Origin of the sequence: Streptomyces flavalbus, assembly GCF_042674625.1 — a bacterium.
Classification (GTDB): Bacteria; Actinomycetota; Actinomycetes; order Streptomycetales; family Streptomycetaceae; genus Streptomyces; species Streptomyces flavalbus.
On sequence record NZ_JBHTEB010000001.1, the window covers coordinates 6,030,208 to 6,045,502 of the forward strand.

Below are 15,295 nucleotides of genomic sequence, written 5' to 3' on the forward strand. Positions count from 1 at the left end.
CTAGTTACCTTCCTGCTGGGAGGCGCGTTCCTCGGGGGACGGGCCGAAGGTGTCGTCCAACGCCTGGTTCCACTGGTCGTCGGAGATGCCGAGGGCGTTGTTCATCAGGTCCGCCTGCCTGCCGCCCTGCCCCTCGGTCATCAGGGTGCGGCCGGTGTCCTTCCACGTCTGCTCGATGTCCCGGCCCGACTGCTCGAACGACTCCCGGCTGTAGTCCGGGTTGAGGTAGTCGGGAGTGAAGACGTCGCCCCAGTCCTGCTGGGCGATCTCCTCCTCCGACGCGTGCGGGTTACCGCCCATCACCGAGTTGACGCCGACCTTCAACGCGCCCGCCACGTACTGGTCGTGCTCCCACTGCGTACCCGCCGCCAACCCCAGCCGGTTCGAGAGGGCGCTCGCGTCCGCGACCAGGGCCCGAACCCCCCACTCCCAGCGCTCGCAGAAGTCCTCGAAGTCCACCGACAGACCGTGATGCCCGGCCTCCATCCCCGTCATCGACAGCTCCGAGAACCCCTTGCCCATCACCGACCCGGTCGCCCCGCCCAGGTCCCCGAGCTGGTCGATGACCGCGCCCACGCCCTGCGTGAACTTCGCCACCGCCTCCCGGCCGAGCTTCAGGTCCACCCCGTCCTCACCCACGACCGCTCGCCTCCCCCGCGTCCACCGCCACCGCATCCGGCACGATCCCCACCACCGGCGGGAAGAACATCGACCCACCCTCCGACGCGATATCCACCGCCAGACCCGCGGGCTCACCCAGCGACGGCACGATCTCGTCCACGATCCGCGCACCCAGCAACGCCGCGTACTCCATGGGCTGGTCGCCGGGGCCGTGCAGCACCGCGAACCGCGCCAGTGCCCTCTCGTCCGTGAACCCGCAGATCCACCGCACCCCACCCTCGTGCGCCGACCACAACCCGCCGCCCACGACCGGCACCAACAGCACCGCCCGCCGCATCTCACCCACCAACGCCCGAGGATCGCCCACCCCCGCCCTGCGCTCCGCGATCCGCTCGGCCAGAACCGTCCCCGCCCGCTCCACGGCCCCTCCCTCACCCTCGGTCACTGATGGCACCGTAGGACAGACGCCCGGCGGCCTGCTCGTGGTTCTCCGGCGGACGTACAGTTGCCGTACCACCTGATCGCACTCGCGTTCGTGTGTCGTACCCCCGCCCTACAATGCCCTCCTGCGCGGCAGGGGGAAACGGGGGCGTTGGTGGGGGAACGGGCTGTGGTGGCGGGGGTGTTGCGGTTCGTCGGGCTGCGGGGGTGGGTGTACCGCGCGCTGGTCGGGGCCGCGCTGCTCACCGTGTTGCTGACGACGTCCGTGCTGGCCGTGCTCACCGCCTACTCGGGCGCGGTCGGGGATGCGGCGCTGCGGCGGTCGCTCGCCGAGCGGCGTACGGCGGCCGAGGCCGCGTTGGTGGTCAAGGCCGATGTGGAGGGCGGGCAGCGGAAGGCCGCCGACGAGGCCGTGCGGGACGGGGCCCGTACCGTCTTCGACGGGTTGCCCCTGCGGGTACGGACCCTGCTGCGGTCCGGGCCCTACGCCCTGCCGGGCGGGTCGTCGCGGTCGGATGACGGGAACCCCGACCTCACCTACTTCGCCGCCCTCGACCGCACCCAGGTGCGCATCGTCGCCGGACGGTTCCCGCGGGAGGCCGACGGCTCGACCGTCGAGGTCGCGCTGCCGCGCGTCGCCGCGCGGCGGCTCGGGCTGGCGACCGGCGACCGGCTGACCGTCGCCGACCGGCTGGACGGGCCCGCGGTGCGTGTCCTGGTCACGGGGGTCTACGAGCCTGTCGATGTCCGGTCCGGTTACTGGCAGTTGGACGATCTCGGGGGCCGTGGGGTCAAGGCGTCCGGCTTCACGACGTACGGGCCGCTGCTCACCGCGCCCGGGGTGCCCGGGTCGGGACGGGTGAGCGTCGGCGCGTCGGGGTGGCTGGTGACGGCGGACTACTCGGCGCTGCCGACGGAGCGGATCGGCGCGCTGCGGGAGGCCGTCCGCGTGGGGAGCGCGGAGCTGCGCGAGCGGCCCGTGCTCAGCGGGATGACCGTCGGTACGACCGCGCTGCCCGCGGTGCTGGACCGGATCGAACGCTCCCTCGTCGTCACCCGGTCCAGCCTGCTGATCGTCGCCGTGCAGCTCGTGCTGCTCGCGGGCTGCGCCCTGCTGTTGGTCGCACGGCTGCTCAGCTCCGAACGCGCCGCCGAGACCGCGCTGCTGCGGGCCCGCGGCGCCACCCGGGCCCGGCTGGCGGGGCTGGCCGCGCTGGAGGCGCTGCTGATCTCCGTACCGGCGGTCCTCCTCGCGCCGCCGCTGTCCGGGCCGTTGACGCGGCTGCTGGCCGGGCAGGGCGCGCTGGGCCGCACCGGCGTGCGCGTCGAGGTGCCCGGCGGCGGCCGACCCGAGGTGTGGGCGGTCGCCGCGGGGGTCGCCGTACTCTGCGCGGTCGCCGTGGCCGTACCGGCGCTGCGCGCGTCGCTCACCGTCGGCGCGCGGGCCGCCGCGCTGCCCGCGCCGTTGCGCGCCGGGGCGGACGTCGGGCTGCTCGCCGTCGCCGGGGTCGCCTTCTGGCTGCTCGGCAGCCAGCGCTCCGGCGCCGTCACCGCCGACCGCGACGGCGTCCTCGGCGTCGACCCGCTGCTGGTGGTGGCGCCCGCCCTGGTGCTGCTCGCCGGGACGGTCCTGGTGCTGCGGCTGCTGCCCCTGCTGGCCCGCGTCGCCGAACGGCTCCTGGACCGGGGGCGCGGGCTGACCGGCGCCATGGTCGGCTGGCAGTTCAGCCGCCGCCCGATGCGCGGCGCGGGGCCGGTGCTGCTGCTCGTCATCTCCGTGGCGCTGGGCGTGGTGGCCATCGGGCAGGGCGCCTCCTGGCACCGCTCGCAGGACGACCAGGCCGACTTCCGCGCGGGCGCGCAGGTGCGCGTCCTGACGGCCGGGCGCGGCGGGGTCGGCCGTACCGACGTCTACGCCGACCTCCCGCACGTCGACGCCGTCGCCCCGGCGGTACGGGGCACGGTCCCGCTCTCCGGTGGCCGCACCGCGACCGTCCTGGCGCTCGACACGGCGGAGGCCGCCGAGGGCACGGTCCTGGCGCGCGGCGACCTGACGGACGGTCCGCTGGTCGGCGGGCTCGCGCGGCCCGTGAAACTCCCCCGCGGTGACATCCCCGCGCACACCACCCGCCTCACCCTCACCGCCACCCTCCACAGCACCGACCCCGACGCCAGCCCCGGCGTCGACGTCACCCTCACCGTGCGGGACCGGTACGGCATCTCCTACGAACTGCCCGCCGGACGCCTCCCCACCGACGGCCACCCGCACCCCCTCACCCCCGAACTAGGCGGCGGACAGGGCGCGTTGGCCCTCACCGGCATCAGGCTCAGCACCCCGCAGCCGACCGGCCGCGCCCACCGCCACCGCCTGGTCCTCGGCCCGCTCACGGCCACGACGGCCGACGGCGACAACCAGCGGGTGGCGCTGCCGACGCGGTGGACGACCGCCGTCGAGGCCGACGACGCCGCCGTGTCCCCGGACGGCAGCGCCCGCCCGACCCGGCCCCGGCTCACCTCGACGGCGCCCGTCACGCTGACGTACGGCACCGGCTACCTGCCACCGGAGGCCCCGTGGCCCGCCACGCCGGTCGCGGTGCGGCTGGAGGTCGCGCGGCCCCCGGCGCCCGAGGTCGTCGCCGTCGCCACCGACCGGTTCCTCACCGCGTCGGGCGCCCGCGTGGGCCAGCGCGTGGAAGTACGGCTCGACGGCCACCCCGTACCCGTACGCCTCGTCCGCACCGCGAGCGCCCTGCCCACGACCGAGACCACCGCCGAGGACGGCGGGGCCCTGCTGGTCGACCTGCGCGCCGTCAACCAGGTGCTGCGCGCCCGCTACGGGACCGGTCTGACGCCCACCGAGTGGTGGCTGCGCACGGCCGAACCCGGCGCCGCCGCGGCAGCCGTGCGGGCGCTGCCCGACGTCGACCCGGAACAGGTCGTCGTACGCGACGAGATCGCGGCGCGACTCAGCGCCGACCCCTTCGGAGCGGCCCCCGAGACCGCGCTGCTCGCCGCGGCGGGCGTCACGGTGCTCTTCGCCTCGCTCGGCTTCGCGGTGAGCGCCGCGGGCGCGATCCGGGCCAGGGACGGCGAGTTCGCCGTGCTGCGCGCCCTCGGCACGCCGCGCCGACGGCTGGCCCGGCTGGTCGCCGTGGAGCACGGCGTGCTGGTCGCCCTGGCGCTGCTCGTCGGCACCGCCCTCGGCACGGTACTGACCCACGCCCTGGTCCCCCTCGTCGTCCTGACCGGGGAGGCCACCCGGCCGCTCCCACCCGTGCTGGTCCACCTCCCGCCCGCCCGGCTGGTCGTGCTGCTGGCCGCCCTCGCCGCCGGGCCCGCCCTCGTGACCGTGGCCCTCGCCCTGCGCCGGGCCAGACCCGTGGCGACCCTCAGGGACGAGGTGACACGGTGACCACATCATCCACAGTCGCCCGGCTGCGGGCCTTCGCCGGTACGTCCGTCGCGCTCGCGCTGCTGGTCGCGGTGACCGCCGCGCTCGCCGCCGCCTGCCCGCGCGCCGTCGACCGGTACGACGACGCGGGGCTGCGCCGGGCCGTCGAGCAGGCCCAGCCCGACCGGACGACCGTGCGGTTGCAGACCCCGCTGTCCGGGCCGGAGTCGATCGAGGCGGCGGAGGCCGCGCTGCGCCCCGCCCCGCTGGCCGCCGCGCGGGCCGAGGTGCTCGCCGCCGTACGGGCGCCGCTGGTACCCGACCGCGCGCAGTCCGCGTACGGCGTCCGCACGACCGTCAACCTGAAGGTGTCCGCCCCGTGGCTGCCCCGGCCCGCCGGGCTGCCCGCCCAACTGATGCTCGCCGCCCAGCAGGACCTGGCCGCCCACGCCCGCCTCACCGCGGGCCGACTTCCGAGCACCCACGGCGAGCCGGTCACCGCGGCGACGGCGCGCGTCGAGGCCGCCGTCACCACGGACACCGCCCGCGCCCTGCACGCCCGGGTGGGCTCGGTGGTCCACGTCCCCGGCTGGGCCCGCGGCCCGCTCGCCGTCCGCATCACCGGCATCGTCGCCCCACGCGACCCCGAGGGCGCCTACTGGTCGACGCTGCCGCTGCTGCGCGCCCCCGCCCTGAGCCGCCTGCCCGGCAGCGCGCCCACGGACGTGTTCTGGACCGGCGGCCTGCTCCTCGCCCCCGACGCGGGCCCCGCCCTCCTCGGCACCCCCGGCCACTCCCAGCGCTACTGGCACGTCGCCCCCGACACCGCCGCCCTGCACGGCCACGACCTCGACGGCCTTGAGTCCGCCGTGGCCGCCCTGGAGTCGGGCCCGGGAGCGCAGGCCCTGCGGACGGCGGTGGACGAGCGCCTGGAGACCGAGACGTCACTCGACGAGGTCCTCGCCTCCCACGCCCAACTCCGCTCCGGCATCCAGCCGTTGCTGCTGCTCGCCGCCGTGGGGACCGGCAGCCTCGCCGTGATCGTGCTGGCCATGGCCGGTGGCGTGGCCGCCGACCGCCGCCGCGCGGAACTGGCCCTGCTGCGGGCCCGCGGCGCCGCCCTGCCCGGCCTCGCCGCCCGGCTGCTGGCGGAGACGGCGGCGGTGGCCGTGCCGTCCGGCGCCCTCGGACTGGCCGCCGCGCTGCTCGTCCTGCCCGGCGCCCGCACCGCGCCCGCCGTCGCCGCCGCCCTCGCCGTCACCCTCCTCGCCTGCGCCGCGCTCCCGCTGCGCGCCGCCGTGGCACACCGCGCGGTACGGCTGCACGACGCCCGCGCCGACCTCGCCACCGCCCGCCCGTCCCGGCGCCGGACGGTGGCGGAACTGACCGTGCTGGTGATCGCGACGGGCGCGGTCGTCGCCCTGCGCCGCCAGGGCTCCGGCAGCACCGGCCTGGTCGCCGCCGCGCCGGTCCTGACGGGCGTCGTCGCGGCCCTGCTCCTCGTACGCCTGCACCCCCTGCCGCTCCGGGCGCTGAGCGGGGCGACGGCCCGGACGCGCGGCCTGGTGCTGCCCCTCGCCGTCGCCCACGCCGCCCGCGCCCCCGGCTTCGCCGTACTGCCGCTGCTCGCCCTGCTCACCGCCCTGACCACCGCCGCGTTCGGCGGCTCGGTCCTGGCCGGGGTCACCGCGGCCCGCGACCAGGCCGCGCTGCTCGCCGTCGGCGCGGACGCCCGCGTCGAGACCACCACCGGCACACTCCCGCCGTCCCTGCCCGACCGCGCCCGCCGACTCCCCGGCGTGCGCGGCGCGACGGAGGCGAGCGTCACCTACGAGGCGCGCCCGCAGCAGAGCACCCAGCCGGTCCCGCTCGCCGGGATCGACCCCGACGCCTACGCCCGCCTCGCCCACCGCACGGCCCTCGGCCCCTTCGACGCGCCGGACCTGAAGCACCGGGGCGACGGCCCCCTGCCCGCACTGGCCTCCCCAAGCGTTGCCGAGGAGTACGGCACCGGCCCCTACGCCGTCCAACTCCCGGACGGCACCTCGATCACCGTACGGATCACCCTGGTCCGCGACCGCACCCCGGCCGTCACCGGCGACGCCTTCCTCCTCGTGGACCGCGCCGCCCTGCCCCGCCCCGCGGCCCGTACGACGACCCTGCTGCTGACCGGCGACGGCATCGACGCCCACGCCCTGCGCGCGACGGCGAAGGACTCCGGGGCCGCCGTCCGGCTGCGCGCCGAGGAACGCGGACGGCACGCCGACTCACCGCTCCAGTCCGGCGCGGAACGCGTGTACGGCGCCGCCGTCGCCGCGAGCGCCGGGTACGCGCTCCTCGCCCTGCTGCTGACCGTGCTGCGCACCGCGCCCGAACGCCGCGCGCTGCTCGCCCGGTTGCGCACCATGGGCATGACCCGCGCCCAGGGCCGCCGCCTGCTCATCCTGACGGCCCTCCCGCAGGCGTTCCTCGCCACGGCGGGCGGCGTCCTGACCGGCTGGGCCGCCATCCACCTGCTGTCACCCGGCGTCGACCTCACGACCATCGCCCTCGCCTCCCCGTCCGCCCTGGAAGGCGCCGTCCTGCGCACCGACCCGCTGTCCCTGGCCGTCCCGGCGCTCACCGTGCTGCTGCTGGCGGTCGGCGTACCCGCCGCGCAGGCCTGGTGGACGAGCCGCCGCGGCTCGGTACGCGAACTGCGCCTGGGCGACGACTAGACCGCGCACCCGCCGAACTACGAGCCTGGAGCAGCCGATGACGAGCAGTCCCACCCTCGACGAACTCGCCGACCGCGCCCTGGCCGCGCGCGACGCCGCCGTCTACGGCCACGACGCCCTGATCACCTGCGACCGGCTGGTACGGATCTTCTCCGCCGACGGTGTGGAGGTGCAGGCGCTGCAAGGGCTCGACCTCCTCGTCCGGGAGGGGGAGCTGATGGCGCTGGTCGGCGCCTCGGGCAGCGGCAAGTCCACGCTGATGAACATCCTGGCCGGACTGGACCGGCCCACGGCGGGCGCCGCCCGGGTCGCCGGGCACGACCTGTTCGCGATGTCCGCCAGGGAACGCCTCGCCTACCGCCGCGAGACCGTCGGCTTCGTCTGGCAGCAGACCGCCCGCAACCTCCTGCCCTACCTGACCGCCGCGCAGAACGTCGCCCTGCCCCTGCAACTCGCCCGCTCCCGCGGCGGACGCCGGGCCCGCGCCGAACGCGCCCTGGAACTCCTCACCCTCCTGGAGGTCGCGGACTGCCGGGACCGCCGCCCGCACCAGCTCTCCGGCGGCCAGCAGCAGCGCGTCGCCCTCGCGGTCGCCCTCGCGAACGGCCCGGCGGTCCTGCTCGCGGACGAGCCGACCGGCGAACTCGACTCCCACACCGCGGAACAGGTCTTCACCGCGTTCCGCACGGTCAACGAGGAGCTGGGCACCACCATCGTGATCGTCACCCACGACCAGTCCGTGGCGGGCGAGGTGCGCCGCACGGTCGCCATCCGGGACGGCCGGACGTCCACGGAGGTGCTGCGCCGCAGCGAGGTCGACTCCGCCACCGGCCAGGAGAACCTGGTCGCCCGCGAGTACGCGATGCTCGACCGGGCGGGCCGACTCCAGCTCCCCGCCGAGTACATCAGGGCGCTGGGGATGCGCGACCGGGTCGCCCTGGAGCTGGAGCCGGACCACATCACGGTCCGCCCGGACGACGCCCAGGACTCCTAGGACCCTTCGCTGATCTCGCCGTCCCGCAGCTCCAGGACGCGGTCGGCGAGGTCGAGGAGGTTGGTGTCGTGCGTGGCCACCAGCGCGGTGATCCGCTCACTGCGGACGACGGCCCGCAGCAGCTCCATCACGGAGTGCCCGGTCTCCGCGTCCAGTTGCCCGGTCGGCTCGTCCGCGATGAGGATGTCGGGGCTGTTGGCCAGCGCGCGGGCGATGGCGACGCGCTGCCGCTGCCCGCCCGACAGCTCACCGGGCCGCTGCGCGCCGTGCTCGGCCAGCCCGACCAGCGCCAGCAGCAGTTCCACCCGCTCCCGCCGCTCCCGCGGGTCAGCGCCGCGCAGCCGCAGCGGCACGCCCACGTTCTCGGCCGCCGTGAGGATGGGGATGAGCCCGAACGACTGGAACACGAACCCGATCCGCTCCCGGCGCAGCGCGAGCAGTTCGTCCTCCCCGAGGTCCCGCAGCCGCTGCCCCTCGACGGTGACGGTGCCGTCGTCCGGCTCGTCCAGACCGCCGACGATGTTCAGCAGGGTGGTCTTGCCGGAGCCGGAACGCCCCTTGAGGGCGACGAGTTCCCCGCGGGGCACCTCGAAGGAGACGCCCCGCAGCGCGTGGACGGCGCCGGGGCCGCGACCGTACGACTTGTGCACGTCCGTCACTCGCAGCATGGCCGCGCCCCCGTCTGATGTAGGAATCCGCTGGTCTAGAAGTCCTCGGCGCCCATCATCGCGCCCGCGAAGCCGCCGAGCAGGTCCTCGACGTCCAGCTCGGTGGCGCCGCTCGGGGCGGTGACCGTCCCGCCGTCCTCGAAGCGCACCTTGAGCCCCAGCTTCTTCACCTTCGCGTTCTCGGCCAGCTTGGCGAGGTCGACGTGGACCTCGGTCAGCTCGCCGTCGTTGAGGGCGAAGTCGGCGGTGACCTTGGTGTTCGGGGCGTCCTTGAGGTCGTCGGCGGTGGGCAGCTCCATGCCGGGCGGGAACTTGTCCGCGAGCGGCTCGATCTCCTCCACCAGCTCCGTGAGCAGCGTGCGGAACGGCGCGGTCGCGGTGACGTGCTCGGCGCCGTCGTCGCCGTCGGACGTCCGGAACTCCACCTCGCGGGCGATGGTCGAACGGAGCGCCTTCACCAGCTTCTTCTGCGTCCTGGCGTCCAGGGAGGGTTCCGCCGAGGGCTCGTCCTCGCCGTCGCCGAGGCCCGCGGTGGCGTCCTCCATCTCCTTGCCGTCGAGCGTCACCCACTCACCCGAGAGCGCCTTCTTCAGCCCGTCCGCCTCCGGGGGCAGGTCGTCCGGCGACGGCAGGGGGAAGCCCATCGTCTCGCTGAGCGCCTCGGCGTCGGTCCGGATGTAGAGGTCGTCCCCGATGATCCGGTACTCGACGAGGTCGCCGTCCGCGGCGCTGACCTTGAAGGCCATCCCGACGTAGTCCTTCTCCTCGGACACGTCGAGCGGTTTCTTCGACTGCACGGTGAAACTGATCTTCACGCCACTGAGCAGCTCGGCGACCTCGTCGGGAAGCTCGTCGCCGGGCTCCGGGTCCGACGAGGCGTCCAGCGCCTTCAGGCTCCGCTCGTCCGTGTCGAGGTCCAGCTCGACGGAGAGCGACTTCTCCTTGCCGAGCTTCTCGAACGCCGCGTCGAGCTGCTGCCCGGCGGTGAGCTGCTCCACGGTGCCGCAGGCGGCCGTACCCGCCAGGACGGCGCCGACGACTGCGGTGGCGGTCAGGGTCTTGCGTATGGCGGTGATGATGGTCTCCTCGTCAGTGCGATCACCCACGTGATCGATGACAAGACCACCGAGCCGACCGAATGGTTGCCCTCTCAGGCGCGCGCGGTCTCCAGCTCCGCCCACACGGTCTTCCCGCCGCACCCGTACGGCTGGGTGCCCCAGCGGTCGGCCAGCGCCGTGACGATGCACAGCCCACGCCCGGACTCGGCCTCACCCGGCGGCCCCTCCTCCGCCGCCACCGGGAGCGCCTCACCCCGCGCGTCACTGACGGCGATCCGCAGCGCACCCGCCCGAGGGTCCAGCGCCAGGACAAGCTTGAAGTCCCGCCCCCTGACCCGGCCGTGCAGGGCCGCGTTGGCGGCGAGTTCGGCCACGATCTGCGCCGCGCGGTCAGTGACACTGGGTGACACCTCCCACGCCTGGAGCTGCGCCACGGCGAGCAGCCGCGCCAGGCGGGCGCCACGACGGGTGGAGGACAGGAGCTGGCCGAACACGCGCACGGTCGTCGGCAGTTGGGGGGTGATCGACGTCATGTGACCACGGTGACGGGCGCGCGGGGGTGTGCACCAGGAGCACGCCCCGTACGCTGCGTCAGCGTACGGGCACGATCGGTGGACAGTACGGCGATCGGGTCGTCACGCTGGGTGCATGGCGTACAGCGACGCGAACGAGCACGAGAACGGCGGCGAGCCCGACCCGTCGAACAGTCTGCGGACCTTTGGGGCCGTCGTCCAGGCCCTGAGGGAACACGCAGGGCTCAGCAGGGTGGAGTTCGGCCAACGGGTCCGGTTCTCCAAACACACGGTGGAGTCCGTGGAGTTGGGGCGGCGGATGCCGGACGACGACTTCGTGGAGCGGGCAGAGGAGGCGACTGGGAACACGGGGGCGCTGCGGAAGGCGGCGCGTCATATGGCGCGGGGGGAGGTGGGGCTGGCCACGTGGTTCCGAGAGTGGGCGCGCCGCGAGCGTACGGCGGCGAGCCTGTGCACGTACGAGTGCCGGTTGGTACCGGGGCTCTTGCAGTCGGAGGGCTACGCGCGGGCTGTGTTCGACAACAGCATTCCTCTGCTGACGGAGGACCAGGTGGAAGCGCAGGTCGCCGCGCGGATGGAACGGCAGAAGGCGTTGTACGAACGTCATGACGTGCCGTTCAGCTTCATTGTCGAGGAGCACGTCTTTCGGCGACGGCTTGGTGGAGTGCAGGTGATGAGGGGCCTGTTCGACCATGTGCTGGACCTGAGCACCCTGCGCAACGTAGCGCTGCAAGTGATGCCGTTGGACAGCGAGTTCCACGGATGCCTGGACGGTCCCATGCGACTGCTGGAGACGCCGGAGCGCAAGCGGCTGGCGTACTCCGAAGGGCAGCAGAACGGACGACTGATCTCTGCCCCGAAAGAGGTGAGCCTCCTCTACCAGCGCTATGACAGACTGCGCTCGCAGGCCCTGAACCCCAAAGAATCGTGGGGCCTATTGGAGCGACTGCGAGGAGAGCTGTGAGCGCAAGGGAACTCGCTTGGTTCAAGTCCAGCTTTAGCGGCACCCAGGGTGACGACTGCGTCGAGATCGCTGTCACCGAAGAGGCGGTCCACGTACGCGATTCCAAGGACATAGCCCGACCTACCCTCGCCGTCCGGCGCGACGGGTGGACCCGTTTCGTGAGGTTCGCGGCCGGGGGCTGATAAATCCGTTGGCGGGGGCGTACCCGCCCCTGCTACCTTCCGGGTGGCCGTGCGAGAGAGCGAGGAGGTGGTACCCGTGAACGTATTCACCTGGGTGCTCTCCTCTGGAGTCACGGTCGGGCGATAGGTCGTCGTCCGGGAGCGCCGTATCTGAGCCTCCCGAAAGGTACGACCATGTACTTCACCTCTGAACAGCAGCTCGACGACGGCACCCGGGAACGGGAGTTCAGCCTCGGCGAGATCCCCGGCGTCGTATGGACGCCCCCGTCCGTCACCGCCGCCGCACCGGTCCCGCTGATCCTCCTCGGGCACCCTCCGCTCGGCCTGCGCAGGATGTACCCGCGGCTGGTGGCGAGGGCGCGGTCCGCCGCGGCGGAGGGGATGGCCACCGCCACCATCGAACTCCCCGGGAGCGGTGACCGACCCCGTTGGCCCGCGCTGGAGCAGGCGCGCGCCGACCTGCGCCGGGTGATGGAGGCGGGGGAGCAGGTCAGCGACGAGATCGTTGACGCCCTCGTCCTCCCGCTCGTGGAGAGGGCGGTCCCAGAGTGGCGGGCCACGCTGGACGCCCTGCTGTCACTGCCCGAGATCGACGGTCCTGTCGGGTACTCGGGCGGGATCATCTCCGTCGGTATCCGGCTGGCGGTGGTGGAGCCGCGTATCGCCGCCGCCGGTCTCTTCGCGGGGAGCCTCGTGCCGCGCGTCATGTTCGAGGAGGCCCGCCAGGTCACCATCCCGCTACACGTCCTGCTCCAGTGGGACGACGAGGGGAACGACCGACAGGCGGCCCTGGACCTGTTCGACGCCTTCGGGTCAGCGGAGAAGACCCTGCACGCCAACATGGGCGGCCACTCCGGCGTCCCCCAGCACGCCGGGGAGGCCGCGAACCAGTTCTTCACCCGGCACCTGAGGGCCGCGACTCCCTCACGAACCCCCTGACGGGGCGACAGGGCGGCGGCCTCGGCCGACCGGTGCCCCGGCTCGCCTCGATAGTCTGCACGGCGTGACCAACGCATACGCGGTCCGTGCCCTGTACGGCCAGAACGTCACCCGCGTCGACAAGGGCGCGGGTGACTTCGCCACCGCCGCGGACCTGGACGCCGAGGAGAGGATCCTCGGCGTCCTCCGCGCCGCACGGCCCCATGACGCGGTGCTCGGCGAGGAAGGCGGCCAACGGGGCGCCGCCGACGCCGTACGCCAGTGGTTGGTGGACCCCTTGTGCGGCACGCTGAACTACGCCGTCGGCACCATGCTGGTGGCCGTCAACGTGGCCCTGCGCGGCGGCGCGGCGGCCGTGGCCGACCCGTTCACCGGCGAGATCTTCTTCACCGACGGCGAGCGGGCGTGGCTACGCCAGGACGACGCCGCCGACTCACTGCTGGCGCCCACCCCCGCGACCCGCTTGGTGGACGTCAACCTGGACCCACCGTTCCACCGGCGCCCCACTGAGCACGTCAGCCCACGGCCTGATAGCCACCGCCGACGCCGAGACACACGCCTCGCTGATGTCGATGGTGCGTGAAGCCCAAGTAGGCACGAGCGAGAGGAATTCGGGGTGAGCACCAGCGGGGCCCAGGCCACGGCCTTCTTCCGTGAGGTCGTTCAGACGCGCATCGTCTGGTGGGTCCGAGACGACGACGGCAGCCCGACCCCACCCTCAAGCTCCGGGCGCCCAGCCTTCCCCTACTGGTCGTCGGAGGCCCGCGCACACCGCGCCGCCCAACTGTGGGGTCCGCGGTTCCATGCCGTCCCCATGCCACTGGACCACTGGCGAAGCGCAGCTCTGCCGGATCTGGCGAAGGGCGACTTCCGGGTGGGCATCAACTGGACCGGGCAGCGCCTGACGGGCTGGGACTTCACGGTCCCCGAAGTGATCAACCGTCTCACCCACGCTGAGGATGACCAGTGAGCAGCGACTTCGGCTTCCGGAAGCACGGGGTCGGGGACCCTGCGGAGATCTTCGACCACCTTGCCGAGGGCGACACCAGCGACCTCCTCGCGAGCCCTGACGTGGTCCCTGCCGGGGGGAACTGCTGACTAGATGGCCTGATGTGCACGACGTCCTGAAGCAAGCGGAGTGGCAGGCGAGTCACTCTGGGCTTCCGCCGTTCGACCGGGATCAGGTCATTAGCGAAGGCGACGCGATCGTCCGTGCTCGGTCGTACAAGCCGAGCGCCGTCGCGTTCTTCAGATAGGGGCGCAGAAGACGGAGCATCGTCTTCACGCGGTCGTCGGCGCGGCCGGACTGCACCTTGGGGTATTCGTCGAGGGCTTGGTGCCAGGTGGCGCACGCTGCTTCTAGGTGGCCGAGTTCCAGTTGCCGCTCGGCCAGCAGACCGCGGCGGTGTACTCGTGTGCGCTGGTACGCGCTGGGGCGGAGCCGGTCCGCCTGTTGCATGGCGTCGACGGCTCCGGCCTTGTCTCCGAGTTCGTAACGTACCTGGCTGACATGGTAGTTGAGCGAGGATGGGTCATACGAGCCGAACGTCCTGCCGCGTGACTCGGCACGGTCCATGGCCGCCTCGGCCTGGCGGATGTAGCGCAGCGCTCCCGCCCGGTCGCCTGTCTGTGCGGCGGCGTGCGCCTGCTGGCCGACGAGAAAGGCCAGCATCCGAGGACCGGCTTTCGGAGAGGCTGCGGCAGCGGCGTCGGCCAGTTCCATGGCCTTCGCCCTGTGACGGAGGTCGACTGCCTGGACGCTCATGCCGCGCAGGGTGGTGCAGTACGTCAGGTGGTCCTCGGCAGCGCCCGCCAGCTCCAGGGCCTTGACGTAGTAGCGCTGCGCGAGGCCGTGCAGCCCTTCGTCCACGGCCATGTAGCCGGTCAGGTAGAGCAGGTCCGAGGCGGCGGACAGCATTGCCTTGCGCACGTCCTCGGGTGCGTCGGCGCGCAGGTAGGAGGCCACGGTGTTGACCAGGAACGAGGCTGCCATGGGACGTGCGTGACGGCCGCCGAACTCATCGTCCAGTTCCGAGACGCGCTCGGTCATGGCGACGACCATGTCCACTTCGTTCATGCCGATGCGTGCTGTGCGGCCGGACTGGACGGCTTCGGCACGTCCGACCACATCAGGCCAGCCGGGAATAGTGACGGCCATGGAGAACAGGCCGACGCCCAGGACACTGCGGCGGGACGGGTCCATATCCAGCCTCCCCAGGTCGATCACCCCTTCCACGGTATCCACAGCCGTGGAGGAGCGATCCCGTGGAACGGGCAGCCCGGCCTCGGCATGGGTGACGGGGCGGCCGAGGCGGCGGGAGAGGGCTTCGAGGATGCACGCGCGCACCGCACCGCGCGGGACGGTGCCGCCGAGCCAGTGGCTCACCGCCGACTCGTCGTAGCGCAGGGGGATTCCGGTCTCGGTGCCGACGCGGTTCACCGTCCGCGCGAACTGGCGGTGAGTCCAACGGCTCTCGGCGAGCAGGCGCCCGAGCGCCGCGTTCGGTGCACGCTTCGCCATATCTCAACTCCACGTGTTCTTGAGGACTTTCAAGGCTTTCAAGTCCTGACGCTACGGCAACGGTGCTGCTGATCGTGTCCGTGCGGTTACGTAGAGGCAGCGGGCTGCAGGTAGCGGCGAGTCCTCGTCGGCTTCGTCCTAGGCGTGGCCGCCGCACCCTCACCCACCGAACCCCTGTCCGGCTGCCTTCGTCGCAAGGGCCCGGGAGCGGGACAGGGCCAACTCCGCAGTATCAGCCGCGGAGTCCACTAAGAACCGTAAGGGAG

The 15,295-nt window shown here is 73.3% G+C and carries 14 protein-coding genes and 1 pseudogene; 9 read left to right on the forward strand and 6 right to left on the reverse strand.

The genetic code is table 11. The features are described from left to right. Both ACFQZ6_RS27055 and ACFQZ6_RS27060 read right to left on the reverse strand, forming a co-directional pair. Complete coding sequence (locus ACFQZ6_RS27055) at nt 1–639, reverse strand: hypothetical protein (RefSeq protein WP_381613734.1); 639 nt, start codon at nt 637–639, stop codon at nt 1–3. Continuing rightward, on the reverse strand, nt 632–1,066 hold the full coding sequence (locus ACFQZ6_RS27060) for a hypothetical protein (RefSeq protein WP_381613737.1): 435 nt from the start codon (nt 1,064–1,066) through the stop codon (nt 632–634). The genes ACFQZ6_RS27055 and ACFQZ6_RS27060 overlap by 8 nt, the downstream gene beginning before the upstream one ends. A 150-nt stretch (nt 1,067–1,216) precedes the next feature. On the opposite strand from ACFQZ6_RS27060, the gene ACFQZ6_RS27065 reads away from it, so the two are divergent. The 3 genes from ACFQZ6_RS27065 to ACFQZ6_RS27075 are packed head-to-tail and all read left to right on the forward strand — an operon-like array spanning nt 1,217 to nt 8,164. Then, nucleotides 1,217–4,474 (forward strand): FtsX-like permease family protein, encoded by a 3,258-nt coding sequence (locus tag ACFQZ6_RS27065; RefSeq protein ID WP_381613739.1) that lies wholly within the window; start codon nt 1,217–1,219, stop codon nt 4,472–4,474. Then, entirely contained in the window at nt 4,471–7,170 is a 2,700-nt protein-coding gene (locus tag ACFQZ6_RS27070; RefSeq protein ID WP_381613742.1) for an ABC transporter permease, read from the forward strand. The genes ACFQZ6_RS27065 and ACFQZ6_RS27070 overlap by 4 nt, the downstream gene beginning before the upstream one ends. Before the next feature lie 37 nt (nt 7,171–7,207). Next, nucleotides 7,208–8,164, forward strand: coding sequence for an ATP-binding cassette domain-containing protein (locus ACFQZ6_RS27075; protein WP_381613746.1), 957 nt, complete (start codon nt 7,208–7,210; stop codon nt 8,162–8,164). Here ACFQZ6_RS27075 and ACFQZ6_RS27080 read toward each other — a convergent pair. From ACFQZ6_RS27080 to ACFQZ6_RS27090, 3 genes are read right to left on the reverse strand one after another with little or no spacing between them, the layout of a single operon-like run. Next, on the reverse strand, nt 8,161–8,832 hold the full coding sequence (locus ACFQZ6_RS27080; RefSeq protein WP_381613749.1) for an ABC transporter ATP-binding protein: 672 nt from the start codon (nt 8,830–8,832) through the stop codon (nt 8,161–8,163). The genes ACFQZ6_RS27075 and ACFQZ6_RS27080 overlap by 4 nt on opposite strands. 35 nt (nt 8,833–8,867) lie before the next feature. Next, nucleotides 8,868–9,938, reverse strand: a complete 1,071-nt coding sequence (locus tag ACFQZ6_RS27085; RefSeq protein WP_381613752.1) for a hypothetical protein — start codon at nt 9,936–9,938, stop codon at nt 8,868–8,870. Nucleotides 9,939–9,982: 44 nt separating this feature from the next. Beyond that, entirely contained in the window at nt 9,983–10,423 is a 441-nt protein-coding gene (locus tag ACFQZ6_RS27090) for an ATP-binding protein (RefSeq protein WP_381613755.1), read from the reverse strand. Nucleotides 10,424–10,538: 115 nt separating this feature from the next. Here ACFQZ6_RS27090 and ACFQZ6_RS27095 point away from each other — a divergent pair, with 115 nt between their 5' ends. The 6 genes and pseudogenes from ACFQZ6_RS27095 to ACFQZ6_RS27120 all read left to right on the forward strand — a co-directional run bounded on the left by ACFQZ6_RS27095 (nt 10,539) and on the right by ACFQZ6_RS27120 (nt 13,606). After that, entirely contained in the window at nt 10,539–11,387 is an 849-nt protein-coding gene (locus ACFQZ6_RS27095; protein ID WP_381613758.1) for a helix-turn-helix domain-containing protein, read from the forward strand. Next, nucleotides 11,384–11,569 (forward strand): DUF397 domain-containing protein, encoded by a 186-nt coding sequence (locus ACFQZ6_RS27100; RefSeq protein ID WP_381613761.1) that lies wholly within the window; start codon nt 11,384–11,386, stop codon nt 11,567–11,569. Before ACFQZ6_RS27095 ends, ACFQZ6_RS27100 begins: the two co-directional genes overlap by 4 nt. A gap of 174 nt (nt 11,570–11,743) precedes the next feature. Further along, nucleotides 11,744–12,508 (forward strand): dienelactone hydrolase family protein, encoded by a 765-nt coding sequence (locus ACFQZ6_RS27105; RefSeq protein ID WP_381613764.1) that lies wholly within the window; start codon nt 11,744–11,746, stop codon nt 12,506–12,508. A 55-nt stretch (nt 12,509–12,563) separates the two neighbouring features. Beyond that, a pseudogene (locus ACFQZ6_RS27110) lies at nt 12,564–13,013 on the forward strand (inositol monophosphatase family protein); the annotation flags it as partial. Nucleotides 13,014–13,124: 111 nt separating this feature from the next. Beyond that, complete coding sequence (locus ACFQZ6_RS27115; RefSeq protein ID WP_381613767.1) at nt 13,125–13,478, forward strand: DUF2750 domain-containing protein; 354 nt, start codon at nt 13,125–13,127, stop codon at nt 13,476–13,478. Next, the gene (locus ACFQZ6_RS27120; protein ID WP_381613770.1) at nt 13,475–13,606 is read left to right on the forward strand and encodes a hypothetical protein; all 132 of its coding nucleotides are present in this window, start codon (nt 13,475–13,477) and stop codon (nt 13,604–13,606) included. The genes ACFQZ6_RS27115 and ACFQZ6_RS27120 overlap by 4 nt, the downstream gene beginning before the upstream one ends. Nucleotides 13,607–13,688: 82 nt before the next feature. Here the strand turns inward: ACFQZ6_RS27120 and ACFQZ6_RS27125 are convergent, their stop codons facing one another. Beyond that, complete coding sequence (locus tag ACFQZ6_RS27125; protein ID WP_381613773.1) at nt 13,689–15,029, reverse strand: tetratricopeptide repeat protein; 1,341 nt, start codon at nt 15,027–15,029, stop codon at nt 13,689–13,691. Nucleotides 15,030–15,295 lie beyond the last annotated feature (266 nt).

What these genes read in the sequence shown, in the direction of transcription:
- ACFQZ6_RS27075 (WP_381613746.1), top strand. Translation starts at nt 7,208, where the DNA reads ATGACGAGCAGTCCCACCCTCGACGAACTCGCCGACCGCGCCCTGGCC.
- ACFQZ6_RS27080 (WP_381613749.1), bottom strand. Translation starts at nt 8,832, where the DNA reads ATGCTGCGAGTGACGGACGTGCACAAGTCGTACGGTCGCGGCCCCGGC.
- ACFQZ6_RS27090 (WP_381613755.1), bottom strand. Translation starts at nt 10,423, where the DNA reads ATGACGTCGATCACCCCCCAACTGCCGACGACCGTGCGCGTGTTCGGC.
- ACFQZ6_RS27095 (WP_381613758.1), top strand. Translation starts at nt 10,539, where the DNA reads ATGGCGTACAGCGACGCGAACGAGCACGAGAACGGCGGCGAGCCCGAC.
- ACFQZ6_RS27105 (WP_381613764.1), top strand. Translation starts at nt 11,744, where the DNA reads ATGTACTTCACCTCTGAACAGCAGCTCGACGACGGCACCCGGGAACGG.
- ACFQZ6_RS27125 (WP_381613773.1), bottom strand. Translation starts at nt 15,029, where the DNA reads ATGGCGAAGCGTGCACCGAACGCGGCGCTCGGGCGCCTGCTCGCCGAG.